The organism is Amycolatopsis deserti (genome assembly GCF_014653945.1).
In the GTDB taxonomy this organism is placed as follows: domain Bacteria; phylum Actinomycetota; class Actinomycetes; order Mycobacteriales; family Pseudonocardiaceae; genus Amycolatopsis_E; species Amycolatopsis_E deserti.
In genome coordinates this window covers 1-24,552 of record NZ_BNAU01000016.1, presented here as the reverse complement: position 1 = coordinate 24,552, position 24,552 = coordinate 1, and the positions used below count along the sequence as shown (strand labels likewise).

Genomic DNA, 24,552 nt, shown 5'->3' with positions numbered 1-24,552 from the left:
ACTAGCCTCTACGGGGTGAGCGCACCCACCCTGCCGGCCGCTCTCGCCGACGCCACCCGCGACGACGCGAGCCTCCGGCGCTTCCTACACGGCCTGCCCGGCGTGGACCAGGTCGGGGTCGAGGCCCGGGCCACCGCCCTGGCGACCCGCAGCATCAAGAAGTCCAGCAAGCTCTGGGCCATCGACACCGCGATCTCGATGGTCGACCTGACCACGCTCGAGGGCGCCGACACGCTCGGCAAGGTCCGCGCGCTGACCGCGAAGGCCCGGCGTCCCGACCCGGACCGCCCGGACACCCCGCAGGTCGCCGCGGTGTGCGTGTACCCGGACCTCGTCGCGACGGCCGTCGAAGGGCTCAAGGGCACGGACATCGGCATCGCGAGCGTCGCGACCGCCTTCCCGTCCGGCCGGTCCTCGCGCCAGGTGAAGCTGGCCGACGTCGCGCTGGCGGTCGAGTCCGGCGCCACGGAAGTCGACATGGTGATCGACCGCGGCGCCTTCCTCGAAGGCCGCTACGACGCGGTGTTCGAGGAGATCCAGGCGATCAAGGCCGCCTGTGGGGACGCGCACCTGAAGGTCATCCTGGAGACCGGCGAGCTGGTCACCTACGACAACGTGCGCCGCGCGTCCTGGCTGGCCCTGCTGGCCGGCGGCGACTTCATCAAGACCTCCACCGGCAAGGTGTCCCCCGCCGCGACCCTGCCTGTCACGCACGTGATGCTGCAGGCCGTCCGCGACTGGTTCACCGCGACCGGCGAGCTGCGTGGCGTCAAGCCGGCCGGCGGGATCCGCACCACCAAGGACGCGATCAAGTACCTGGTGGCCGTGCACGAGGTCGCCGGCGAGCAGTGGCTCACCCCGGAGCTGTTCCGGTTCGGCGCCTCCAGCCTGCTCAACGACCTGCTGCTGCAGCGGCGCACCCAGCACGACGGCCACTACAGCGGCCCCGACTACGTGGCGGTGGACTGATGCCTGCCTTCGAGTACGCGCCCGCGCCCGAGTCGCGCGATCTGGCGAACCTCAAGCCGAGCTACCGGCCGTTCATCGACGGCGACTTCGTCGACGGCGGCGGCGAACCGCTCAAGACCGCCAACCCGGCGACCGAGGAGGTCCTCGCCGAAGTCTCCACGGCGAGCGCCGCCGACCTGGACACCGCGGTGAAGGCCGCGCGCAAGGCGTTCGAGAAGACGTGGGGCCCGATGCCGGGCAGCGAGCGCGCGAAGTACCTGTTCCGCATCGCGCGGCTGATCCAGGAACGCTCGCGTGAGCTGGCGGTGCTGGAGACGCTGGACAACGGCAAGCCGATCAAGGAGTCCCGCGACTCGGACCTGCCGCTGGTCGCCGCGCACTTCTTCTACCACGCGGGGTGGGCCGACAAGCTCGACTACGCCGGTTTCGGGCCGGACCCGAAGCCGCTGGGTGTGGCCGGGCAGATCATCCCGTGGAACTTCCCGCTGCTGATGCTGGCGTGGAAGATCGCGCCCGCGCTGGCCACCGGCAACACCGTGGTGCTCAAGCCGGCCGAGACGACCCCGCTCACCGCGCTGGTGTTCGGCGAGATCTGCCAGCAGGCCGGGCTGCCGCCGGGAGTGGTGAACATCCTGCCGGGCGCCGGTGACGTCGGCGCGCGGCTGGTCGAGCACCCGGGCGTGGACAAGATCGCGTTCACCGGGTCGACCGAGGTCGGCAAGCTGATCCAGCGCCAGGTCGCGGGCACGCCCAAGCGGCTCACGCTGGAGCTGGGCGGCAAGGCGGCGAACGTGGTGTTCGACGACGCGCCGCTGGACCAGGCCGTCGAGGGCATCGTCAACGGCATCTTCTTCAACCAGGGCCACGTGTGCTGCGCCGGGTCGCGGCTGCTCGCGCAGGAGTCCGTGGTGGACGAGCTGCTGGACAAGCTGCGGTACCGGATCTCGACGCTGCGGCTGGGTGATCCGCTGGACAAGAACACCGACGTCGGCGCCATCAACTCGGCCGAGCAGCTGGGCAAGATCCGCGAGCTGGCCGACTCCGGCGAGGCCGAGGGCGCGCAGCGGTGGACCAGCCCGTGCCCGGTGCCCGACCGCGGGTTCTTCTTCGCGCCCACGGTGTTCTCCGGGGTGCACCAGTCGATGCGGATCGCGCGCGAGGAGATCTTCGGGCCGGTGCTGTCGGTGCTCACCTTCCGCACGCCGGACGAGGCCGTCGCGAAGGCCAACAACACGCCCTACGGCCTGTCCGCCGGGATCTGGAGCGAGAAGGGCTCCCGGATCCTGTGGATGGCGAACCGGCTGCGGGCCGGGGTGGTCTGGGCCAACACGTTCAACCGCTTCGACCCGGCGGCGCCGTTCGGCGGCTACCAGGAGTCGGGCTTCGGCCGCGAGGGTGGCCGCACGGGTCTGGAGGGATACCTCGATGTCTGAGCGGGTGACCGTCGCGAAGACGTACAAGCTGTTCATCGGCGGCAAGTTCCCGCGCTCGGAGTCCGGCCGGGTGTACCCGGTGACCGACCGCAAGGGCAACTTCCTGGCGCATGCGGCGCACGCGTCGCGCAAGGATCTCCGCGACGCGGTGGTGGCCGCGCGCAAGGCGTTCGACGGCTGGTCCGGTGCCACGGCCTACAACCGCGGGCAGGTGCTGTACCGGGTCGCGGAGATGCTGGAGGGGCGCCGCGAGCAGTTCGTCGCCGAGGTCGGGGCGGCCGAGGGACTGCCGTCCCGGAAGGCCGAGGCGGTGGTGGACTCCGCGATCGACCGCTGGGTCTGGTACGCGGGGTGGACGGACAAGGTGGCGAGCGTGCTGGGCGCGGCGAACCCGGTGGCCGGGCCGTACTTCTCGTTCACCGTGCCGGAGCCGACCGGGGTGGTCGGGATCCTCGCGCCGCAGAAGTCGTCGCTGCTCGGTTTGGTGAGCGTGCTGGCGCCGGCGCTGGCCGTGGGGTGCACGGCGGTCGTGGTGAGCAGCGCGGAGCGGCCGCTGCCGGCGATCACGTTGTCCGAGGTGCTGGCGACGTCGGACCTGCCGGGCGGGGTGGCGAACATCCTCACCGGGCGAGCCGCCGAGCTGGGCCCGTGGCTGGCCTCGCACGGCGACGTGAACGCCCTGGACCCGACGGGCGCGGAGGACCGCGCGGAGCTGGCCCGCGAGGCGGCCGGCACGGTGAAGCGCGTGCTGCCGGTGCCGGCGGAGGAGCCGGACTGGACGCAGCGGCCGGACATCACCCGGCTACGCCGCTACCTCGAGGCGAAGACGGTCTGGCACCCGATGGGGGTTTGAGGCCCAGGCCGGCGGTGGCCTCCTCGCGGCTTCGGCGCGGGGAGGCCGCGGCGACTCGCCGGAACCGGCGCGCGGTGCGGCCGCCGCGGGTCGGAGCAGGCCGCGAGCCGTGGCCGGGGCTAACGATCCCGGTGGCGGCCGCGGGCTCGCCAGTGCCGTCCGCGCACCTCGGCGGCCGGGAAGTCCGGGTGGATTTCCGCGAACTCGGTGTCCGTGATGCCCATCAGCACCAGGTACTTGACGCCGTCGCGGGACAGCTCGGTGTCGCGGAGCCGGCCCTCCTCGCGGAAGCCGAGCCTCGCGTGCAGCGACAGCGACGCCACGTTGCCGCCGTAGATGCTGACCTCGCACTTCCGGTAGCCGCGCTCGCCGAACATGAAGCGCAGCAACGTGATCACCGCGTCACCGGCGTAGCCGCAGCGCCGGTGCTGCGGGCCGATCCCGATGCCGTAGCTGAAGCGGTCCGGCGAGTCCGCCTCGGTGGCCGACAGCGAACCGACCACCAGCCCGCCGCGCAGGGTTTCGATCGCGAAATGGAAATCCGCCTCGGCGCGGTGGGCCGCCCAGTGCCGGTACTCGCCGACGCGGCGCGTGTCGGCCGCCTCCCGGTCGAACCCCGCCAGCCTGCGCTGATCGGCCGGCGTGACCACCCGCAGCCGCACCTTCCGCCCGGCCCGCGCGGGCACACCGGCCCAGACCGGGGCGCGGTAGCGCGCCAGGTCGAGGCGGGGCGGAGGCGTCACCATCGCGAGCACCATACCGGTACCCGTCAATGGATTTGGAGGTCCTCGCCGGTGATCGGCCGCCCGGGCAACGGGCTGCCGGGACGCGATCGCAGCCCGTCGAGCATGAGCACCGCCGCGCGCTCGAAAGCCAGCAACGCGGGGTCGTCCACCGCCGGCGGCTGGCGCAACACCAGCGAGAACAGGATGGCGACGTCCCCGGTGCCGACGTCGGGACGCACCGATCCCTCGGCCTGCGCCGCCTGGACGATCGTGTCCAGCTCGGCCAGCAACGCGTCGCGGAACTCCGCGGTCTGCGCGTCGCGCTTGAGGATCTCCCTGGCCCGCTCGGACACCAGCGCGAGCTGCACACTCGCCTGCAGCTGGTGCGACCGTCCGACCAGGCGCACCAGCGCGTCCCACGCCGTCGGCTCCTCGGCCGCCGCCTCCCGCGCGTCGGCGAGGACCTGCGCGAAGCTCTCCCGCGCGACGGCCCGGATCAGCGCCTCCCGGTCGGGAAACCGCCGGTAGAGGGTGCCGACGCCGACCCCGGCGGCGCGCGCGATCTCCTCCATCGGCACATCCGGTCCCGCGGCGGCGAACACCTGGCGGGCGGCGGCGACGATCTGGTCGCGGTTGCGCCGGGCGTCCGCGCGCAGCCGGGTCTCCGAAGCCGTCATGTCGTTCCTCTCCGTCACCCCCGCCAGATTCTCTCACCCGAACGTAGGTGGACGAAAAACTTCCACATCAGTACGTTGGCGGTAAGTGGACGACATCCTTCCACATTTGTCCGGATTGGGGTGCAACCGTGACCGCTCAGCTTCCCGCCACACTGCCCATCACCCGCGGCTGCCCGTACGCGCCGCCGGACGAGCACCGCAGGCTGCGGGAGGAGGCGCCGATCCAGCGCGTGACCCTGCCCAGCGGTGAGACGGCCTGGGCGCTCACGCGGCACGAGGACATCCGGAAGATGCTGACCGACCCGCGGTTCAGCTCCGACCGGCGCAACCCGAAGTTCCCGCTGCTGGTCAAGGGACAGCGCGTGAACACCGGCTTCCGCCCGTCGCTGATCGGCATGGACCCGCCGGAACACGGCCCGGCGCGGCGCAAAGTGGTCGGCGAGTTCACCGTCAAGCGGATGGCCGCGCTGCGCCCGCGCATCCAGGAGATCGTCGACGAGCACGTCGACGCCATGCTCGCCGGACCCAAGCCCGCCGATCTGGTGAAAGCGCTCTCCCTGCCGGTGCCGTCACTGGTCATCTGCGAGCAGCTCGGCGTTCCCTACGCCGACCACGAGTTCTTCCAGCTGCACTCGTCGCGCATCATCAGCCGGGTCACCGCCCCGGAGGACCGCCGGGCTTCCCTCGAGGCGCTGTCCGGCTACCTGCGCGACCTGATCGAGCAGAAGGCGAAGGCACCGGCCGACGACCTGCTCAGCCGCCAGCTGGACAAGCAGGACGACCGCGAGGAGCTGGTGAGCCTGGCGTTCCTGCTGCTCATCGCGGGCCACGAGACCACGGCCAACATGATCTCGCTGGGCACCATGGCGTTCCTGGAGCACCCGGAGGACATCCGCAAGATCCAGGAGGACCCGTCGAAGACCCTGCCCGCGGTCGAGGAACTGCTGCGGTACTTCACGATCGCCGAGTTCGCGGTCTCCCGCGTCGCGGTCGAGGACGTGGAGCTCGGCGGCGTCCTGATCAAGGCCGGCGAGGGCGTGGTGCCGCTGAGCAACCTCGCCAACCGCGACCCGGACGCGTTCGACCACCCCGAGGAGCTGGACATCGAGCGGGGCGCGCGGCACCACCTGGCGTTCGGCTTCGGCGCGCACCAGTGCCTCGGCCAGAACCTGGCGCGGATGGAGCTGCAGATCGTGTTCGACACGCTGTTCCGGAAGGTCCCCGGCCTGCGCCCGGCCGTGCCGCTGGACTCCCTGCCGTTCAAGGACGACGCGAGCGTCTACGGTATTCACGAGTTCCCGGTGACCTGGTAGGAGGAGCCATGCGCATCGTCGCGGACACCGATCTCTGCATCGGCGCGGGCCAGTGCGTCCTGACCGAGCCGGAGGTGTTCGACCAGGACGACGACGGCACGGTCGTGGTCCTGGTCGAACACCCCGAGGGCGGGCAGGTGGACAGCGCCCGCGAGGCGGTCAAGCTGTGCCCCGCCATGGCGCTGTCGCTGCGGGAGTAGCTACTTCACCGCGCCCATCGACAGGCCGCGGACCAGGTGGTTCTGCGCGATCCACCCGACGATCATCACCGGCAGCGAGGCCAGCAGCGCGGCCGCGGACAGCTGCGCCCAGTACAGGCCCTCGCTGGTGATGAACCCGACGAGGAACACCGGCACCGTGCCGGCCCGCGCCGCCGTCAGGTTGACCGCGTAGAAGAACTCGGTCCACGAGAAGATGACGCAGATCAGCGCGGTCGCCGCGATGCCGGGCGCGACCACGGGCAGGATCACCCGGTACAGCAGTGTCGGGAGGCTCGCCCCGTCGACGCGTCCGGCCTCGATCATCTCGGTGGGCACCTCGAGGAAGAACGAGCGCATCATCCAGATCGCCAGCGGCAGGTTCATCGCCGTGTAGAGGATGACCAGCGCCCACACGTTGTCCAGCAGCTGCGTGCGCTGCGAGATGACGTACAGCGGGATGATCGCGGCGACGATCGGCAGCATCTTGGTGGACAGGAAGAACCCGAGCACGTTGCTGGTCTTGGGCACCGGGGCCAGCGACAGCGCGTAGGCCGCCGGCACTCCCAGGAGCAGCACAATCAGCGTGGACAGGATCGTCACGAACGCCGAGTTGCCCAGGTAGGGCAGAAATCCGCGCTCGAAGATGCTGGCGAACTGGTCCAGCGTCGGGGTGAACGCGATCCGCGGCGGATCGGTGTAGGCGTCGGCCTCCTGCTTGAAGGCGGTCAGCACCATCCAGATCAGCGGGAACACGAACAGGATGGCGACCACCCACGTCGCGGTGGTCAGGAAGGCGGGACCGAGCCGCCTGCGCGCGGTGCTCACTTCACGACCCCCTTGCTGACGTCGAAGGCGCGGAACATCAGGCGCAGCGCGAAGGTCGCCACGATCAGCGTCAGGATCACCACGATGACGCCCATCGCCGAGGACTGGCCGATGTCGAAGCCCTGGAAGGCCCGCTGGTAGATGTAGTACGGCAGGTTCGTGCTCGCGGTGCCCGGACCGCCCTGCGTCATCAGGAAGATCGCGTCGAAACTGTTCACGATGTAGATCGCGCCCAGCAGCACCGACAGCTGCAGGTACCGGGACAGGTGCGGCAGCGTGATCGACGCGAACGTGCGCCACCGGCCGACGCCGTCGACCTGCGCGGCCTCCAGCACGTCCTTCGGCTGGCTCTGCAGGCCGGCCAGGATCAGCAGCATCATGAACGGCGTCCACTGCCACACCACCTGCGCCATGACCGAGGCCAGCGGGAACTCCGACAGCCAGTCGGTCTCGCCGCCGAAGACGAAGTTCAGCAGCCCGTAGGTCGGGTCGAACATCGTCGTCTTCCACAGCAGCGCCCCGGCCGCGGGCAGGATGAGGAACGGCGTGATCAGCAGCGTGCGCACCACGCCGCGGCCGAGGAACTTGCGGTCCAGCAGCAGCGCCAGGCCGAGCCCGAGCAGCAGCGCGACGAACACGCACACCACGGTCAGGACGACCGTGTTGAGCATCGCGCCGCGGAACTGGGAGTCGGCGAACACATCGAGGTAGTTCCGGAACCCGACGAAGTGCTGCGACCCGGGCCGCACGAGGTTCCACGACTGGAACGAGTAGACCACCGTGAGGATGAACGGGATCTGGGTCACCACGATGGTGAACAGCAGCGCCGGCAGCAGCGGCGCTCGACGAGCCCACGGGCTCGCGCCCTTGCGCTTCTCCGGTTTCGCTTCGACTCTCTGTCCACTGGCGACAGTGGGCGCAACGGCGGTCATTTCGTCTCCCGGTAGGCATCGCCGACGGTCCGCGCGTACTCCTGCGACTGCTCGATGGCCTCGTCGACGGTGATCTGCCCGGCGATCGCGGCCGAGAGCTCCTGGCTGACCCGCGTGCCCAGGTCCTGGAACTCGGGGATGCCGACGAACTGGATGCCCGGGTAGGGCACCGGCTTGGTCATCACCTTGCGCTGGTCGGCGGCGTCGATCCCGTCCAGCGTCGGCTGGGCGTAGGCCTTCGCGGCCTCGGCGTACTCCGGGATCTGGTAGGTGGAGAACCGGCAGCCCGGCGGGACGCGGTTCCAGCCGTAGGTCTTGCCGACGGTCTGCACGAACTCCTTGTTCGTCATCCACTGCAGGAACTTCCACGAGTCCTGCTTGTTCTTCGCGACCTTCGGGATCGCCAGCGCCCAGGTGTAGAGCCAGCCGCTGGCCTCGGTCTTCACCACCGGCGCGGCGACGTAACCGGACTTGCCGACGACCTTGCTCGACTCCGGGTCCTCGTTCGTACCGGCCATGACCGTGGCGTCGTACCACATCGCGGCCTGGCCCTGGCCGTAGCGCGTGCCGCACTCGGAGAACCCGGCACTGGACGCCCCGACCTCGCCGTGCTCGCGGACCAGGTCGACGTAGAAGTTCGCGGCCTCGCGGAACTCCGGCGTGTCCAGCTTCGCGTTCCAGTCCTGGTCGAACCACTGCGCGCCGAATGTGTTGACGACCGTGGTGAACGGCGCGAGGCTCTCACCCCAGCCGGGCTTGCCGCGCAGGCAGATGCCGGCCACACCGGCCTGTTTGTTGTCGAGCTTCGCGGCGAAGTCGGCGATCTGCTGCCACGTCGGGTGCTCCGGCATGGTCAGCCCGGCCTGTTCGAACAGGTCCTTGCGGTAGGCCAGGAACGACGACTCGCCGTAGAACGGCACCGCGTACATCGAGCCCTGGTAGGACAGCGAGTCGCGGATGCTCGGGATGAACTCGCCCGGGTCGTAGCCGGGGCTGGCGTCGATGTAAGGCTGCAGGTTCTCCAGCCAGCCGTTGGCCGCCCACTGCGGGGTCTCGTAGTTGCTGATCATCACCGCGTCGAACTCGCCGCCCTGGGTGGCGGTCGAGGCGGTGATCTTCGCGCGCGCCTGGTTCTCCGGCAGCGACACGAACTTGAGCTTGATGCCCGGGTTGGCCGCCTCGAACTCGTGCGAGAGCGAGATGGCGTCGTTCATCTGCGGGTTCGCCACGATGGCGATGACCAGGGTGTTGCCGCCCGCGCCCAGCGCGCCGGCACCCGCGCAGCCGGTCAGGGTCAGCAGCGCGGTGACCGCGAGGAGTGCCAGGCGCTTACGCATCCGTGGCTCCCGGCAGCACCTGCACCTTCAGACCCGCACCACTGCGCATCAGGTCCAGGGCGTCGGGGAACCGCTCCAGCGGCAACGCGTCGGTCAGCAGGGCCTTCGTGTCGACCGCGCCGGAGGACACCAGGTCCAGCGCGGCGCCGTAGGAGTGCAGAACAGCCATCGAACCCACCACCGTGATCTCGTCGTTGTAGATCCGGAACGGCGAAAGCGCGACCCGCGCCTCCGCCGGGGCGACGCCGAAGACGAGCAGACGCCCGCCGCGGCGCAGCGAATCGAACGCGGCCTCGATCGCCGGGGCCGCACCGGTGCAGTCGGCCGCCGCGTCGAACCGCTCACCGTCCAGTTCGGACATATCGGTGGCGACGGCGTGCGCACCGAGGTCCTTGGCCCGCGGCAGGCGGGACGCGTTGCGGTCGACGACCGTGACGTTGGCGCCGGCTCGCTGCAGGAGCATCTGCATGATCAGGCCCATGGTCCCGGCGCCGACGACCAGGAAGCGCTCGCCGGCCTCGACCCCGATCCGTCGGACACCGTGCACCGCGCAGGACACCGGCTCGACCAGGGCGCCCTCCTGCCAGGACAGGTGGTCGGGCAGGCGGTAGCAGGTGCTGGCGGGGACGGCGACGTACTCGGCGAAGGCGCCGTTGACGGTGTCGCCGGTGGCGCCCCAGTTCTCGCAGAGGTTGCCGTGGCCGGCGCGGCACGGGTCGCAGTAGCCGCAGAACAGGGACGGGTCGACGGCCACCCGGTCGCCGACCTGCCAGCCGCCGGGGACGTTCTTACCGATCTCGACGATCTCGCCGGCGAACTCGTGGCCGGGGACGATCGGGTAGGGCGTCGGCGGGAAGTGACCGTCGGCGATGTGCAGGTCGGTGCCGCAGATGCCGCACGCGCCGACCTTGATCACGACGTCGCGCTCCCCCGGCGTGGGATCGGGAACCTCGCCGACCCTGATGGCACCCGGCTGATCGACGATGGCGGCGCGCATGCCGTCTCACCTCTTCCTGCGCTCATCTGAGCGCCTCACGACTCTGTGGTCACATGCTCGGTCATGCATTAGAGGGGTTTTGGCGGTTTCTCGTCAACGGGATGCGAGCTATAGTGCTCAAATGAGCGAGACGGGCATGATGGACGGGCTCACCGCGACACTCGTGGCGCACCGGTTCTACGTGCTGGGGCATTCGAAGATCGAAATCGCCGCCGACTTCGGGATCAGCAGGTTCAAGGTGGCCCGGCTCATCGACTCCGCACTGGAGCGGGGACTGGTGCGGGTGGAGTTCGCGCCGCCGGCGCCGATCGACGTGCGGTTGTCCGACGAGCTGCGGTCGGCGTACGGGCTGCGGCAGGCGTTCGTGCTCAATCGAGCGGCCAGCGCCGGGCCGCGGCCGCAGGTGCGACGGCAGATCGGGGCGTTCGCGGCGCAGCTGCTGTCGGAGACGGTCACCGAGGACGACGTGCTGGGGCTGTCGTGGGCGCGGTCGGTGAACGCGATGGCGGCGGCGGTGCGGCGGCTGCCGAAGTGCCCGATCGTGCAGTTGTGCGGGGTGCAGGCCGGGATGGACATGCGGGACCGGTCGGTGGAGACGGTGCGGCAGGTGGCGGAGGTGTCCGGCGGGGACGCGTACCCGATCTACGGGCCGCTGGTGCTGCCGGACCGCCGGACGACGGAGATCCTGCGGCGGCAGCCGGGGATCGCGGAGACGTTCGCGCAGTTCCCGCGGCTGACGAAGGCGGTGGTGAGCATCGGGGCGTGGCTGCCGGGCGAGTCGACGGTGTACGACGCGGTGTCGCCGGCCGAACGCGAGGCGATCACGACGCGGGGCGCTCGCGCGGAGGTCGCGGCCCGGCTGTTCGACGGCGAAGGGAAGCCGCTGTCGACGGGCCTGGCGCACCACGTGCTGGCGATCGACACGGCGGAGCTGCTGAAGGTGCCCGAGGTGATCGCGCTGGGCTACACAGCGCCGAAAGCCGAAGCGATCGACGCCGTACTGCGGTCGGGCCTGGTGTCGACGCTGATCACGGACACCCCAGCGGCCGAGGGGGTGCTGCGGCTTCGCGGCGCTGACAAGGCCTGACCTGCTCGGTTACATTTGTGCTTTACTGCGCAACTCGGAAGGAGCCTGGCATGACCGTCGACGAAGCCGCGCTCCGCGAGATCTGCGCGCGGTACGGCATCGCCGAGCTGCTCGTGTTCGGCTCCACCGCCCGCGGTGAGGACCTGCCGTCGAGCGACATCGACATCATGTACGAACTCCGGCCCGGTGTCCGGTTGGGGTGGGAGATCGAGGACCTGAACGCGGAGCTCACCGAACTGTTCGGGCGGCCGGTCGATCTGGTCGCGAAGCGGTACCTGAACCCGCTGCTGCGTGAATCGGTGCTCGCCGAGTCGAGGCCACTCTATGCGGCGTGATCACCTGCTGATCGCGGAGATGATCGACGGCCGAACAGGCGCGGCTTCTGGCGCTCGGCGCGGACGTGGAGGATCTCGAGAGCGATCGGCAGCGGCGGGATGCGCTGCTGTGGAACTTCACGGTCCTCGGCGAAGCGGCGGCACAGGTCTCCGAGGATTTGAAGGCCCAGCACCCGGAAGTTCCCTGGCGCCGGCCGGCCGATCTCCGGAACCGGATCGTCCACGGCTACTGGTCCATCGACCTGACGATCCTGCACACCACAGCGAACGAGCAGCTCGGTGAGCTGGTGAAAGCCCTCCGCGCCGTGCTCGACGAACTCAGTTGACCCGCACCGGCAGCGTGTCCACGCCGTAGACGATCGACGTCCGGCGGTAGCTCAGCTGCTCCGGCTCGATGTCCAGCCGCAGGTTGGGGAAACGCCGCACCAGCGCCGGGTACGCGGCGCGCAGCTCCATGCGCGCCAGCTCCGCCCCGATGCAGCGGTGCGCGCCCCAGCCGAAGGCCAGGTGCTGCGTCGCCGGGCGGGTGGGGTCGAACGACTCCACCCCGGCACCCAGGGCGGCGTCCCGGTTGGCCCCGCTCAACGACACGAACACGATGTCGCCCTTGGCGATCTCCTGCCCGCCGACCGTGACGTCCTCCCGCGCGAACCGCGGGAACGCCACCTGCACCACCGTCAGGTACCGCAGCAGCTCCTCGACGAAGTCGCGCGCCGCCTCGTCGGAGTCGCGCACCAGTTCGAACGTCGCCCGGTCCCGCAGCAGCACGATCGCGCCCAGGGCCAGCATGCTCGCGGTCGTCTCCAGGCCGCCGGTCAGCACACCGTCGGCGAGGCCGGCCAGCTCCTGGTCGGAGATGTCGTCGCCGTGCTCCTTCACCAGCATGCCGAGCAGGCCGTCGCCCGGCTCGGCGCGCTGCTTCTTCACGATTTCGAGCAAATAGGACAGTGACTCGGAGATCGCGCCGAACGACGCGCCAGCCCCGGCGAACAGGTCGAACCGGACCGTGCTCAGCCGCTGGAAGTCGTCCCGGTCCTCGTAGGAAACGCCGAGCAGTTCGCAGATCGTCAGCGACGGGATCGGCAGCGCGAACGACTGCATCAGGTCGACCGTGCCGCCGTTCTTCTCCATCGCGTCGAGCTGCTCGGCGATGATCTCGTCGATGCGTGGCGTGAGCCGGTTCAGCCGGCGCATCGTGAACTCCGGGGTGAGCATCTTGCGCAGCCGCGTGTGATCCGGCGGGTCCGCGAACCCGAGCCCGCCCGGGTTCTGCTCGGCGGACAGCCCCGCCTTGCCGACGAGGTTGGTGTAGTCGTTGCTGAACTTGTCCGTGGCGGCGAGCACTTCCTTCGCTTCGCCGTAACCGGTGACCAGCCACGCGTGGATGCCGAAGGGCAGCGGCAACCGGCTGACCGGCGCCTCCCGCCTGGTCGCGCCCAGCTCGGGCACCGGGTCCAGGCCGTCGCGGCGCAGCGGCATGAGCGCGGAATCGGGCAGGACCGACAGGTCGAAGCCCTTTTTCTGCGCTCTGGCGAGGTAACGGCGGCCCACCCAGGAAACCACACGTTCGCGAAGCCCCATGGCCGCAGGTTACACGCGGACCCCGACGATTCCGGCGCCGCAAGCGGAGTCACCCGCGCAGGTGGTGCAGGTCACCCACTAGGTCGGCATCTGGTCTGGACCCCGTGGTGACGGGTACATCGTGGCGTCACCACAACCAGGGGAGTGAGCCGTAATGCCTGACAGGGCCCGCCTCGGGACGGTCGCCGCCGCGGTGTGCGTCCTCCTGCCGTCCGGTTCGGCCGTGGCGAGCGCCGCGCCGGCCGAGTCCGTTCTCGCGCAGGAACAGCTCCGGAACATACCCCCGGGGCTTTGGGGCCTGCTGGGGCTGCTGGGCCTGTTCGGGCTGGTGGGGCTGGCCCGGCGCGGGCCGAAGCGCAACGCCAAGAACCCGCTGGCCGGGTACTCCGGCGAGGACGAGATGGCCCGCGGCCAGGGGCGGCACCACGCGCCGCCGGCGCAGCGGGCTGGGTCGCCGATGGACATCCTGCCCGGGCAGAACCCGCAGGTCGAGCGCCCGGCCGCGATGGACCCGGCGGCGGCCCACGCACCGATGCCCGACCCGAGGCGCCCGGTGGCCAAGACACCGGCCGACGTGCCGATGCCGTCGTACGGCTCGGCCTACTCGGACTCCAGCACGCCGACGCCGTCCTACGGCTCCGGCGAGGTGCCGTCCGCGGCTCAGGCCGGGTACGCGTCGGGTGATGCGCCGTCCGGGACGCAGGCCGCGTCTGGGGAGACGCCCTCCGGCGCCCAGCCCACGTACGCGTCCCGGGAGGCGACGTCCGGGTCCCAGGGCACGTACGCCTCCGGGGAGATGCCCTCCGGGGCGCAGCCCATGTACGCCTCCGGGGAGATGCCCTCCGGGGCGCAGCCCATGTACGCCTCTGGGGAGATGTCCGCAGGTGCGCCGGCTGCCTACGCGTCGGGCGACGTGCCCTCCGGCGCCCAGGCCAGCTACGGCTCCGGGGAGATGCCGTCCGGGGCTCAGCCCTCGGCCTCGGGTGAGATGTCGTCCGGGGCGCAGCCCGCGTATGCCTCGAGTGAAGTGCCGTCCGGCGCCCAGCCCACCTACGGCTCCGGCGAGATGCCGTCCGGCGCGCAGCGTTCCTACGGCTCCGCGGGCGTGCCATCCGGCGCGCACGCCGCCTACGCCTCCAGCGGCCAGCCCACGTACGCGTCGAGTGAGGTGGCGTCCGGGGCGCAGCCCGCCTACGCCTCCGGGAACGTGCCGTCCGTCGGCTCGCCGATGGACATGGCGCCCACCGCTCCGACACCGGCGCTGTACCGCCGCAACCCGGAGCCCTTCCCGCAGACCGACCAGGACCCGCCGCCGCAGCAGCCGGCTGTTCCGCAGCAGCAGGGCTCGGGCACCTTCGCCGGCCTGCCGCGCTACCCAGAGACCGCCGCGCCGGACCCCGGCCCGGTCGACGCCGGGCCCCGACACCGGCGCTGACCGACGCTCCTCGCCGCGGCGTCCAGCCCCCAGGACGCCGCGGCGAGGAGACTCCCCTCGACGCCCTCGAGAGCCGGACCAGCGCCGGCACGAGGCCAACCAGAAGCCGCGCAGGACCACCACGCCGCCGGCCGAGCACCTCCCGGGACGGCCCACAGCGCGCCGGGGCCGGGAGCTGGGCCGGCCGCGCATCCCGCGTCGGCCCGACGAAGGCCAGCAATCGCGCCTGACCGCCCGCCTCAGCCGGGCAGCGGCCGGACCACGGCCGCCCGGCTCAGAGCTGGTCCACCGCCGTCACGCGGAGCACCGCTGTGCCCGCCTCGTCGGAGGCGGGGAGGTCCACCTCGGCGCTGATGCCCCAGTCGTGGTCGCCCGCGGGGTCGTCGAAGATCTGCCTCACCCGCCAGACCTCCGGCTCCTTCTCGATCATCAGCATCGCCGGGCCACGAGCATCCGCGCCGATCCCGATCGACTCGTGCTGCTCGTAGTAGGCCTCCAGCGCGGCTTCCCACTCGATGTCGTTCCAGCCGGACGCCGCGTCCAGCTCCCCCAGCTCCGCGTACGCGCGCCGGGCCGCCAGCTCGACCCGCCGGAACATCTGGTTGCGCACCAGCACCCGGAACGCCCGCTCGTTGCCCGTGACCGGCGGCGGCTTCTCCGGCAACGCCTGCGCGACGACCGGCTGCTCCCCAGGGTGCCGCAGCGCCTCCCACTCGTCCAGCAGGCTCGAGTCGACCTGGCGCACCATCTCACCGAGCCACGCGATCAGGTCCTCCAGCGGCTCGGTCTTCGCCTCGTCCGGCACCGTCCGGCGCAGCGCGTCATAGGTGTCGGCCAGGTACCGCAGCACCAGCCCCTCCGACCGCGCCAGCGAGTAGAAGTTGATGTACTCGACGAAGTTCATCGCCCGCTCGTACATGTCCCGCACGACCGACTTCGGCTTCAGCTCGTAGTCGGCGACCCACGGGTGCCCGCGCCGGTACGTCTCGTACGCCGCCTCCAGCAGCTCCTCCAGCGGCTTCGGGTAGGTCACCTCGTCGAGCAGCGCCATCCGCTCCTCGTACTCGACCCCCTCGGCCTTCAACGCCGCGACCGCCTCGCCGCGCGCCTTGAACTGCTGCTGCGACAGCACCGGACGCGGGTTCTCCACTGTGGACTCGATCACCGACACCACGTCGAGCGCGTACGTCGGCGACTCGGTGTCCAGCAGTTCGATCGCGGCCAGCGCGAACGGCGACAGCGGCTGGTTCAGCGCGAAATCCAGCTGCAGGTCCATCGTCAGCCGCACGATCCGCCCCGCGGAGTCCGGTTCGGACAGCCGCTCGACCACCCCCGCGGCCACCAGCGCGCGGTAGATCGCGATGGCCCGGCGGATGTGCTTGCGCTGCGACGGCCGGTCCTCGTGGTTGTCCTCCAGCAGGTGCCGCATGTGCTCGAACGCGTTGCCCGGCCGGGAGATGACGTTCAGCAGCATCGCGTGGCTGACCTGAAAACTGGAGGTCAGCGGCTCGGGCGGGGACGAGATCAGCCGCTCGAACGTGCTCTCCGTCCAGTTGACGAACCCCTCCGGCGCGCTCTTGCGGACGATCTTGCGCTTCTTCTTCGGGTCGTCGCCCGCCTTCTGCAGCGCCTTCGCGTTCTCGATCACGTGGTCCGGCGCCTGCACGACGACGTAGCCGTCGGTGTCGTACCCGGCCCGGCCCGCGCGCCCGGCGATCTGGTGGAACTCGCGCGCCTTGAGGTGCCGCTGGCGCACTCCGTCGTACTTGGTCAGCGCCGAGAACACCACCGTGCGGATCGGCACGTTGATGCCGACGCCGAGCGTGTCGGTCCCGCAGATCACCTTCAGCAGCCCGGCCTGCGCGAGCTGCTCGACCAGCCGCCGGTACTTGGGCAGCATGCCGGCGTGGTGCACGCCGATGCCGTGCCGCACCAGCCGCGACAGGGTCTTGCCGAAGCCCGCGGAGAACCGGAAGTCGCCGATCGCCTCGGCCAGGGCGTCCTTCTCGGCCCGGGTGGTGACGTTGATGCTCATCAGCGCCTGCGCCCGCTCGATCGCGGCGGCCTGCGAGAAGTGCACGACGTACACCGGGGCCTGGCCGCCGGCGAGCAGCTCGGTCATCGTCTCGTGCAGCGGGGTGAGCGCGTACCGGTAGGTCAGCGGCACCGGGCGCTGCGCGGACGTGACCACGGCGGTGGTGCGGCCGGTGCGGCGGGTCAGGTCCTTCTCGAAGAACGTGACGTCACCGAGGGTGGCCGACATCAGCACGAACTGTGCGTTCGGCAGCTCCAGCAGCGGCACCTGCCACGCCCAGCCGCGGTCGGGCTCGCTGTAGAAGTGGAACTCGTCGGCCACGACCTGGCCGACCGGAGCGTCGGCACCGAACCGCAACGCGATGTTCGCCAGGATTTCCGCGGTGCAGCAGATGATGGGGGCATCCGGGTTCACCGCGGAGTCGCCGGTCATCATCCCCACGTTGTCGGCGCCGAAGATCTCGATGAGCTGGAAGAACTTCTCCGAGACCAGCGCCTTGATGGGCGCGGTGTAGTAACTGCGCTTGCCGTGGGCCATCGCGGTGAAGTGCGCACCCACCGCGACCAGGCTCTTTCCCGAGCCGGTGGGGGTGGACAGGATCACGTTGGCGCCGGAGACGACCTCGATCAGCGCCTCTTCCTGCGCCGGGTACAGCTCGAGCCCGCGTTCGGCCGTCCAGGCCGAAAACGTCTCGAACAGCGTGTCGGGATCCGGATCCGCAGGTAGGAGGTCTGAAAGGTTCATCGTGGGTACCATCGTGCCACCCGCGGCCGGAGAGCAGATGGGGCCCATCGCGGCCGGTCCCGTCAAGCCGTAGGCTTCCCACACACAGGTGTAATCCGGAGGGCTGGCATGGCACAGGACATCGTCCCGATCGAACTCGGGCTGCCGCAGGGGGACCTGGTGACCCTGTGGGCCCCGCGCTGGCGGGAGGACGGTGAGGAGTGGGAGGCCTTCCTCGGCGACGAGGACGACCTGTACGCCTTCCCCGACGCCGCGCACCTGGCCGCGTTCGTCCGGACCGCCGAGCAGCACGACCTGATCGACCACCCGGCGTGGAACGCGGTCCCCGCGCTGAACGTGCCGGAGCTGATCCCCGACGACGACCACTCCTACGACCTGGTCGGCGTGCCCGAGCTGGTCGCCGAGGACCCGGACTCGTGGACGATCAGCGAGCTGGCCGAGATCGTCGGCATCGTGCGCTCGCTCGCCGACGTGTGCGAGCTGGACGAGGTCCACGAGGTGCTGGACGCCACCGAGGGCTTCTCGCTGCTGGAGCAGGGCCGTCTGCCGTTCACCGGCCGCGAGGGCGAGCGGCTGTGGAACGACCTGTCCGAGGCCGTGTCCGAGAAGTGGGACACCGTGCTGGACGCGATCGACGGCCTGGTCAAGGTGCCCGATGTGGACGCCGGCGTGCTCGAGCAGACCGCCGAGGAGCTGGCCACCTTCCTGGAGGAGTCCGCCGAGGCCGAGGTCGAGTCCGAGCAGGAGGACGAGGACCTCGACACCGTGGACAGCACCGACTCCGACGACGAGGAGGAGGACGTCCCGGTCGGCTTCTGGGGCGAGGTCGGCATCGACCCGATCAAGATCATCACCACCGGCGACGAGTACTACTCGCTGCGCTGCTACCTGGACGACGAGCCGATCTTCCTGGGCAGCGACGGCAAGATCGACGTGTTCAAGTCGGAGAAGGCGCTGGCGCGGGCACTGGCGGACGCCAACGCCTTCGCCGACTCCGACCTGGCCGAGGTGTCCACTTGGGACGAGGTACTCGCCAAGGCCACCGCCGGTGAGCTGGAGGTCGAGGTCGACCCCGAGAACACCTACGTGCTGGCCGGCCTGGACGAGGACCTGGCCGAGGGCCCGGACGCGATCGACCCGACCCAGCTGGACCTGGCCGTCGAGCTGATCACCGACGCCGCGGACTGGGCCGGGGACGACAGCGCGGCCACCGCACTGTCCACTTCGGAGAGCCTGGGCTGGCTGGTGTCGTTCGTGCTGAAGCCGGACCCCGGCCGCCTCGCGCCGAGCGCCCCGTTCGACACCGAGCAGAGCGAGTGGCGCAAGCTGGTGGAGGCGTTCGAGAACCGGCTGCGGGTGCACTGACCCGTCACAGACCGAGCAGGCGCGCCGCGTTCCCACCGAGGACCGCGGCGCGCACTGTTTCCGACGGCGTGACCCGCTCGACGAGCGCGCGAGCGAGCACCGGGTCGCCGTAGGGCGCGTCCGAGCCGAACAGCGTCCGGTCCGGCACCTCGGCGATCGCCAGCCGCACCGAGAACACCAGGCTCGCCGTGGACAGCTCCAGCCACAGGTTCGGCGTCTGCCGCACCAGCTCGATCGCGTCGATCCAGTGCGCGCCGCCGAGCTGGCTGATCACCAGCGGCGTCCGCGGGTACTTCCGCGCCAGCGCGCCGATGGTGGCCAGGTCGGCGGCGGTGGTCGGGGCCGCGCCGTGGACCACCACCGGCAGCCCGCCGGCGGCGCGGAGCACCGGTTCGAGCAGGTCGGCGCGGCCGGGCGGCGGGGTCAGCTCGCCGATGCCGTGCCACTCGCGGCCGATTTCCTCGACCGCGGCCGCCACGTCCGGCCCGGACAGGTCCACCGAACCGAAGCCGAGGAACCGGTCCGGGTGCGCAGCCACCGCGGAGTCCAGCTCCCGCAGGGCGGCGGCACGGCCCTCGCCACCGCCGGCCAGGCTCCGCGACAGCACGGCCATCTCCCCCTTCAGCTCGTCCAGCGTCGTCGCGCGTTCGGGGTGCGGACGGGTGGCGAACAAGATCGCTTTGTCGACACCGGCCTCGTCGAGGAGGGCGAGGTGCGCGCCGACGGGGTCGTGGACGTGGCTGTGGGCGTCGATGATCATGGGTTTCCTCCGGGAATCTCGCGTTCCCGGCCAGTGTTGAGCCCTGACATGGTGGGAAGGTCAAGTCGTGCTGATCGGTGAACTGGCCGCGCGCACCGGCACGAGCGAGAGGCTGCTGCGGTACTACGAGCGCGTCGGGCTGCTGTCGGCGCAGCGGCGGCACAACGGCTATCGCGAGTACGACCCCGACGCCGTCGAGCGGGTCCAGCGGATCCGCGAACTGCTCGCCGCCGGCCTGCCGACGCGGGAGATCCGGCGGATCATCGACTGCGCGCACCCGGACGGCACGCTCGACGCCTGTCCCGGCGTCCTGGACACCCTGCGCGCCCGGCTCACCGAGCTGGACGCCCGCGCGGCGGAGCTGACCGCCGCGCGGGCCGCACTCCGTCAGGCCATCACGACGACCGAGTCTCGGCTCGGACGGGTGTGAGGCCGACCGCCAGCACGGGGAACACCGCCGCCACGCAGAACGCCAGCGCGTAGCGGGAATCGCCGATCACCAGGCCCAGCAGTGGCGGCGTGAGGGACGCCGCGACGTTCTGCGCGGTGTTCTGCGCCCCCATCGCGCGTCCGGCCCAGTCGATCCCGGCCAGCTCCGCCGACGCGGTGAACCCGAGCCCGTTGTCCGCCACCGTGATCACCGCGGCCAGGACCAGCGCGAGCAACACCACCCACATCCAGCTCACGTCGCCGACCGCGACCAGCAGCATGACCGCCGCGCTGGCCACCGCCAGCTGCCGCATCGGGCGCAACCGGCTGCCCACCCGGTCCGACCAGAAGCCCGCGGCCAGGCGGCCGGCCGCGCCCAGCACCTGCACGGCCGCCAGGAACCAGCCCGCCGCCAGCGCGCTCCAGCCGTGCGCCGACACCAGGTACACCGGCGCGAACGCCGACACCGCGAACTGCGGGACCACCAGCAACGCGCTCGCCCCGTGCAGGCGCCACAGCGTCGGCGTCCGGTACGGCGACGCCGGCTTCGGCGCGCCCGGCTTCTTCTCCGGCCGCGGCGGGTCGATCACCAGCCACGCCACCAGCGCGGCGACCACCAGCCCGAACACCGCCGGGAACAGCATCGCGGCCTGGATCCCCCAGTGCTGCGCCAGCGGCGGCAACGCCAGCGCGGCGACGCCGACGCCGAGCGGCTGCGCGGTCTGCCGGACGCCCATCGCAGTGCCGCGCTCGTCCGGCCCGAACCAGCCCATGACCGCCCGGCCGCTGGCCGCGTTCACCGACGCGGTCAGCGCCCCGGCGAGCAGGAACAACGCGAACAGCACCCCGGTCGACGGCGCGACCAGCGCGGTGACCAGCAGCAGCGCCGACGACGCGCCCAGGCCCAGCGCCATCACCAGGCGCTCGCCGTAGCGGTCGGCCGCCGCGCCCCACGCGATCAGCGTGAACAGCAGCCCGATGCTGGGCGCGGCGACGACCGTGCCGGCCTCCGCGAGCGTCAGCCCGGCCGCGCGCATCTCCGGCACCAGGAACGGGATGCCGAAGAGGAACGAGCAGCTCGCGGTCTGGGCCGCGAGGCCGAGCGCGAGGATGCCCCACCGGCGCCTACTCCTCGTGTCCAGCACAGCTGCTCGGCTCATCGTGACCGTCCCAAGATATGAGAAATACTTCCTACATCTTGGACTTTACTTGGCGACGCTAACGATCACAAGGGGGTTTCACACCAACTCGGCGTAGCCCGGTTTGATCACGTTGTTGATCAGGTCGAGCCGTTGATCGAAATCGAGGAACGCCGACTTCATCGCGTTGATCGTGAACCACTGGAAGTCGGGCCAGCCGTAGCCGAACGCCTCGGCCAGTGCGGCGAACTCGCTCGACATCGAGCAGCCGCTCATGAGCCGGTTGTCGGTGTTGACCGTCACCCGGAAGCGCAGGTCCGCGAGTAACCCGATCGGATGGTCGGCGATCGACGCGGCGGCGCCCGTCTGCACGTTGGAGGACGGGCAGATCTCCAGCGGGATGCGGCGGTCGCGGACGTAGCTCGCGAGACGGCCGAGGTGGACCGTGCCGTCCGGATCGCGTTTGATGTCGTCCACGATCCGCACGCCGTGCCCGAGCCGTTCCGCGCCACAATGCTGAATCGCCTCCCAAATGGAAGCGAGTCCGAACGCCTCACCGGCGTGAATGGTGAAATGCGCGTTATTGGTTCGCAGATATTCGAATGCGTCCAGGTTGCGGGTGGGCGGGAATCCGGCTTCGGGGCCCGCGATGTCGAACCCGGCCACCCCGGAGTCCCGGTAACGCACCGCGATCTCGGCGATCTCCGCCGCCCGGGCATGCTGACGCATCGCACACAGCAAAGTACCCATTCGGATGACTTTTCCCTGCTGAGCGGCTCGACGCTCACCCTCCGCAAACCCTGCCTGGACGGCCTCCACGACCGCGTCCAGCGTCAGCCCGCGCTCGACGAACAGCTCCGGCGCGTACCGCACCTCGGCGTAGACCACGCCGTCCGCGGCGAGGTCTTCCACGCACTCCGCGGCCACCCTGACCAGCGCTTCTTCGGTCTGCATCACGCCGCAGGTGTGGGCGAAGGTCTCCAGGTAGGACTCCAGCGAGCCGGAGTCGGCGGCGTCGCGGAACCATCGGCTCAGCTCGGCCACGTCGGTGGTGGGGAGATCGCGGTACCCGAGGGCGTCGGCCAGTTCGATCACCGTCACCGGACGGAGTCCTCCGTCGAGGTGATCGTGGAGCAGGACCTTGGGCGCCCGGCGGATGTTTTCCATGGTCAGGGGCGCTGTGGTGGATGTGTCGGACATGCTCCGACGGTACCCCCGCGACAGTCACCTACATGGACGCGCGCGACGGCAACTCTCAGGCTCCAGTCGAGCTTCAGACCGCGTGCATTCGGCCAGTCGGGTCCACCACGGCGTTCCCGCCTTTACGGGGGCGATACCCAGAGCAATTCCGCAATGGTTAAGCTTCGGCCACGTCCCTCTTTCCCCGCCGACGAAGGACACCGAAGTGACCACTGATAACCACATTGGAGCTCCGTCCTTCGACCGGATGCGCAACATGCTGGTGCGCGCGGCCGAAGTCCGCGAGAGCGAGCAGCAGCAGATCTTCGACGCGCTCGATGACATCTACGCGCGGCTCGCTCCGGTCGACTCGCTGGGCGCCGTGCGCAAGCGGCTGTCGGAGCTGCCCGACCGCACTGAGGTCGGCGTGCTGGCCGAGCGTCTGGACGAGGCCATGTCCCGCCTGGAGGCGCAGGACAACGCGCTGGCGGACCTGGCGCGCGCGGTGGAGAGCATCGTCGACAAGCTGGCGAAGCCGTTCGCCCAGCTCGACGGGCGTCTGGACGGTGTGGCCGCCCGGTTCGAGGGCGTCGCCGGCCGGATGGACGGGCTCGAGGACAAGCTGGAGAACATCCACCGCCGCCTGGACGACCTGAACGGGCACCTGGACAAGCAGGACGCGAAGCTCGACGCGCTGCCGCAGGCCGTGCACGGCCCGGTGAAGGAGCGCATCGAGATGGCCGAGTCCATCCTGCGCGACCGTGTCGACTCGGGCCTGAGCGAGCTGCGCGAGCGGGTGGACAACGGCGTCGGCGAGCTGCGCGAGCGGGTCGAGGGCGGCCTCACCGAGCTGCGCGGCCGGGTGGACGAGGCGGACAACCAGAACCGCGAGCGCGTCGAGGCGGCCACGCAGGCCCTGCGCGGCGCGATCGACGAGACCGGCGAGATGCTGGACCCGACCGAGCGCCTGGAAGCGCTGTCTGCGCGCCTGGAGCAGATCACCGGGCGCCTGGACGACCTGGCCGGCCGGATCGACAAGGTCGACGAGGGGGTGGCCGCGCAGTTCGGCGACCTCGGCGGCGCGGTCAAGAGTGGCTTCTCGCGGGTCGAGGGCACGCTGTCCAGCCGCCCCGACACCGAGTCGGTGGGTTCTCTGGTGCGCCGCAGCAACGAGGAGTCGGAGCGGCGCATCGGCGGCCAGCTCGACGAGGCGATGGCGACGTTCGCGGAGCTGATGTTGGGTGGCGGCCCGTCGGTGCCGCAGATCGCCCCGCCGCCGCCCGCGCAGCGCCAGCCGCGGCGGGCGCGCAACGGCCGGGCGCCGAAGAACGCCGACGTGAAGGCCAAGCCCGAGGGCGACGACTCGGAGGCCTGAGTTCTCGCGCTTGGAAGGCCCTGGGCACGCCGTGCCCGGGGCCTTTCGCGTGTCTAGGCTCGGGTCATGCTGCGGTTGGGAATCCCGGTGCTCGGTGTGGACGACCTCGCGAGGGCCGAAACGTTCTGGACGAAGGCGCTCGGCCTGCGCGAGACGGGCGAGTGGGAGAACGCGAACTGGCGCACCCTGAGCGGCGAGGACGGGCCGGTGCTGGGGCTGATGCGCAGTGAGACCCCGGTGCAGCGGCATCCGCGGGTGCACCTGGACCTGTTCGTCGACTCGGCGGAGGAGCAGGCCGCCGAGGTGGCGCGGTTGGTGACGCTGGGGGCGGTGCAGGTGGACTGGGATCTGTATCCGGAGGATCCGGACTTCGTGGTGCTGGCCGATCCGGAGGGGAACGTGTTCTGCGTGGTGGATCTGGGACACGGGACGAGCTGAGCGGCAGCCGATCTGGCGGCCGGGAACGGAAGTGGACCCGCCCCAAACAGGGCCGCATCCCACCTGACCAACCGCAAGCCGGCAACGCAAAAAGACCGACTACCCCAACCAGACCTCCCCCGCCCCCGATCCACAGCCGATCTTTGGTCGCCGACCAGGCGTGTCAAGGTACTCTTTCCCGCCTTGACACGCCTGCTCGGCGACCGAAACACAATCAAGGAGCGGGGGCGGGGGTGGTCGTAAGGTGACCGTTCGGCGCCGTAAGGCGCTCTCCGCCCGCAGGGCGGACTCTTCGCCTGCCGAAGGCGGCGCGGCTTTAAAGATCAAAAGATGTCCTCGCCGGACGGGCAGGCTCCGGGATGACGGGGGACCGTTGTCGTCTCGCCTCG

At 70.7% G+C, this 24,552-nt stretch carries 24 protein-coding genes; 13 read left to right on the top strand and 11 right to left on the bottom strand.

What is annotated here, in order from left to right; translation table 11 throughout:
* Positions 1 to 15 precede the first annotated feature (15 nt).
* The 3 genes from deoC to IE290_RS37250 are packed head-to-tail and all read left to right on the top strand — an operon-like array spanning position 16 to position 3,255.
* Positions 16 to 969, top strand: coding sequence for a deoxyribose-phosphate aldolase (deoC, locus tag IE290_RS37260; protein ID WP_191249475.1), 954 nt, complete (start codon positions 16 to 18; stop codon positions 967 to 969).
* Entirely contained in the window at positions 969 to 2,402 is a 1,434-nt protein-coding gene (locus IE290_RS37255; RefSeq protein WP_191249474.1) for an aldehyde dehydrogenase family protein, read from the top strand. The genes deoC and IE290_RS37255 overlap by 1 nt, the downstream gene beginning before the upstream one ends.
* Positions 2,395 to 3,255, top strand: coding sequence for an aldehyde dehydrogenase family protein (locus IE290_RS37250; RefSeq protein WP_191249473.1), 861 nt, complete (start codon positions 2,395 to 2,397; stop codon positions 3,253 to 3,255). The genes IE290_RS37255 and IE290_RS37250 overlap by 8 nt, the downstream gene beginning before the upstream one ends.
* A 119-nt stretch (positions 3,256 to 3,374) precedes the next feature.
* Here IE290_RS37250 and IE290_RS37245 read toward each other — a convergent pair whose 3' ends face one another.
* Positions 3,375 to 4,013 (bottom strand): GNAT family N-acetyltransferase, encoded by a 639-nt coding sequence (locus tag IE290_RS37245; protein WP_191249472.1) that lies wholly within the window; start codon positions 4,011 to 4,013, stop codon positions 3,375 to 3,377.
* An 11-nt stretch (positions 4,014 to 4,024) separates the two neighbouring features.
* Complete coding sequence (locus IE290_RS37240) at positions 4,025 to 4,657, bottom strand: TetR/AcrR family transcriptional regulator (RefSeq protein WP_191249487.1); 633 nt, start codon at positions 4,655 to 4,657, stop codon at positions 4,025 to 4,027.
* Between the two features lie 128 nt (positions 4,658 to 4,785).
* On the opposite strand from IE290_RS37240, the gene IE290_RS37235 reads away from it, so the two are divergent.
* A complete protein-coding gene (locus IE290_RS37235; RefSeq protein WP_191249471.1) occupies positions 4,786 to 5,970 on the top strand; it encodes a cytochrome P450 in 1,185 nt (394 codons plus the stop codon).
* Between the two features lie 8 nt (positions 5,971 to 5,978).
* On the top strand, positions 5,979 to 6,170 hold the full coding sequence (locus tag IE290_RS37230) for a ferredoxin (RefSeq protein WP_191249470.1): 192 nt from the start codon (positions 5,979 to 5,981) through the stop codon (positions 6,168 to 6,170).
* On the opposite strand, the gene IE290_RS37225 is transcribed toward IE290_RS37230, so the two are convergent.
* Genes IE290_RS37225 through IE290_RS37210 form a run of 4 tightly spaced genes read right to left on the bottom strand, consistent with a single transcriptional unit; the run spans position 6,171 to position 10,261 of the window.
* Positions 6,171 to 6,995: a carbohydrate ABC transporter permease gene (locus tag IE290_RS37225; RefSeq protein ID WP_191249469.1), complete on the bottom strand. Its 825-nt coding sequence runs from the start codon at positions 6,993 to 6,995 to the stop codon at positions 6,171 to 6,173.
* On the bottom strand, positions 6,992 to 7,927 hold the full coding sequence (locus IE290_RS37220) for a carbohydrate ABC transporter permease (protein WP_191249468.1): 936 nt from the start codon (positions 7,925 to 7,927) through the stop codon (positions 6,992 to 6,994). The genes IE290_RS37225 and IE290_RS37220 overlap by 4 nt, the downstream gene beginning before the upstream one ends.
* Positions 7,924 to 9,264, bottom strand: a complete 1,341-nt coding sequence (locus tag IE290_RS37215; RefSeq protein WP_191249467.1) for an ABC transporter substrate-binding protein — start codon at positions 9,262 to 9,264, stop codon at positions 7,924 to 7,926. Before IE290_RS37215 ends, IE290_RS37220 begins: the two co-directional genes overlap by 4 nt.
* On the bottom strand, positions 9,257 to 10,261 hold the full coding sequence (locus IE290_RS37210) for a zinc-dependent alcohol dehydrogenase family protein (RefSeq protein WP_191249466.1): 1,005 nt from the start codon (positions 10,259 to 10,261) through the stop codon (positions 9,257 to 9,259). Before IE290_RS37210 ends, IE290_RS37215 begins: the two co-directional genes overlap by 8 nt.
* 136 nt (positions 10,262 to 10,397) lie before the next feature.
* Here IE290_RS37210 and IE290_RS37205 point away from each other — a divergent pair, with 136 nt between their 5' ends.
* The 3 genes from IE290_RS37205 to IE290_RS37195 all read left to right on the top strand — a co-directional run bounded on the left by IE290_RS37205 (position 10,398) and on the right by IE290_RS37195 (position 12,009).
* Positions 10,398 to 11,348: a sugar-binding transcriptional regulator gene (locus tag IE290_RS37205; protein ID WP_191249486.1), complete on the top strand. Its 951-nt coding sequence runs from the start codon at positions 10,398 to 10,400 to the stop codon at positions 11,346 to 11,348.
* Positions 11,349 to 11,398: 50 nt separating this feature from the next.
* Positions 11,399 to 11,683: a nucleotidyltransferase family protein gene (locus tag IE290_RS37200; protein WP_191249465.1), complete on the top strand. Its 285-nt coding sequence runs from the start codon at positions 11,399 to 11,401 to the stop codon at positions 11,681 to 11,683.
* 65 nt (positions 11,684 to 11,748) lie between these two features.
* Complete coding sequence (locus IE290_RS37195; protein ID WP_229874941.1) at positions 11,749 to 12,009, top strand: HepT-like ribonuclease domain-containing protein; 261 nt, start codon at positions 11,749 to 11,751, stop codon at positions 12,007 to 12,009.
* Here the strand turns inward: IE290_RS37195 and IE290_RS37190 are convergent.
* Positions 12,002 to 13,264 (bottom strand): cytochrome P450, encoded by a 1,263-nt coding sequence (locus IE290_RS37190; protein WP_191249464.1) that lies wholly within the window; start codon positions 13,262 to 13,264, stop codon positions 12,002 to 12,004. The genes IE290_RS37195 and IE290_RS37190 overlap by 8 nt on opposite strands.
* Before the next feature lie 154 nt (positions 13,265 to 13,418).
* Between IE290_RS37190 and IE290_RS37185 the strand changes: the two genes are divergently transcribed.
* Complete coding sequence (locus IE290_RS37185; RefSeq protein ID WP_191249463.1) at positions 13,419 to 14,699, top strand: hypothetical protein; 1,281 nt, start codon at positions 13,419 to 13,421, stop codon at positions 14,697 to 14,699.
* Positions 14,700 to 14,973: 274 nt separating this feature from the next.
* Here IE290_RS37185 and IE290_RS37180 read toward each other — a convergent pair whose 3' ends face one another.
* Positions 14,974 to 17,478: a DEAD/DEAH box helicase gene (locus tag IE290_RS37180; protein WP_191249462.1), complete on the bottom strand. Its 2,505-nt coding sequence runs from the start codon at positions 17,476 to 17,478 to the stop codon at positions 14,974 to 14,976.
* A 108-nt stretch (positions 17,479 to 17,586) separates the two neighbouring features.
* On the opposite strand from IE290_RS37180, the gene IE290_RS37175 reads away from it, so the two are divergent.
* Positions 17,587 to 18,843, top strand: coding sequence for a SatS C-terminal domain-containing protein (locus tag IE290_RS37175; protein ID WP_191249461.1), 1,257 nt, complete (start codon positions 17,587 to 17,589; stop codon positions 18,841 to 18,843).
* 4 nt (positions 18,844 to 18,847) lie between these two features.
* Here the strand turns inward: IE290_RS37175 and IE290_RS37170 are convergent, their stop codons facing one another.
* Positions 18,848 to 19,603, bottom strand: a complete 756-nt coding sequence (locus IE290_RS37170) for an amidohydrolase family protein (protein ID WP_191249460.1) — start codon at positions 19,601 to 19,603, stop codon at positions 18,848 to 18,850.
* A 67-nt stretch (positions 19,604 to 19,670) separates the two neighbouring features.
* Here IE290_RS37170 and IE290_RS37165 point away from each other — a divergent pair, with 67 nt between their 5' ends.
* A complete protein-coding gene (locus IE290_RS37165) occupies positions 19,671 to 20,033 on the top strand; it encodes a MerR family transcriptional regulator (protein WP_191249459.1) in 363 nt (120 codons plus the stop codon).
* Here IE290_RS37165 and IE290_RS37160 read toward each other — a convergent pair.
* Together IE290_RS37160 and IE290_RS37155 are read right to left on the bottom strand one after the other, a co-directional pair.
* On the bottom strand, positions 19,999 to 21,192 hold the full coding sequence (locus IE290_RS37160) for an MFS transporter (RefSeq protein WP_191249458.1): 1,194 nt from the start codon (positions 21,190 to 21,192) through the stop codon (positions 19,999 to 20,001). The two genes, IE290_RS37165 and IE290_RS37160, sit on opposite strands and share 35 nt — an antisense overlap.
* Positions 21,193 to 21,270: 78 nt before the next feature.
* Positions 21,271 to 22,338, bottom strand: coding sequence for an adenosine deaminase (locus tag IE290_RS37155; protein ID WP_444541899.1), 1,068 nt, complete (start codon positions 22,336 to 22,338; stop codon positions 21,271 to 21,273).
* Positions 22,339 to 22,576: 238 nt separating this feature from the next.
* Here IE290_RS37155 and IE290_RS37150 point away from each other — a divergent pair, with 238 nt between their 5' ends.
* Entirely contained in the window at positions 22,577 to 23,725 is a 1,149-nt protein-coding gene (locus tag IE290_RS37150) for a PA containing protein (RefSeq protein WP_191249456.1), read from the top strand.
* Between the two features lie 66 nt (positions 23,726 to 23,791).
* Positions 23,792 to 24,163 (top strand): VOC family protein, encoded by a 372-nt coding sequence (locus tag IE290_RS37145; protein WP_191249455.1) that lies wholly within the window; start codon positions 23,792 to 23,794, stop codon positions 24,161 to 24,163.
* Positions 24,164 to 24,552 lie beyond the last annotated feature (389 nt).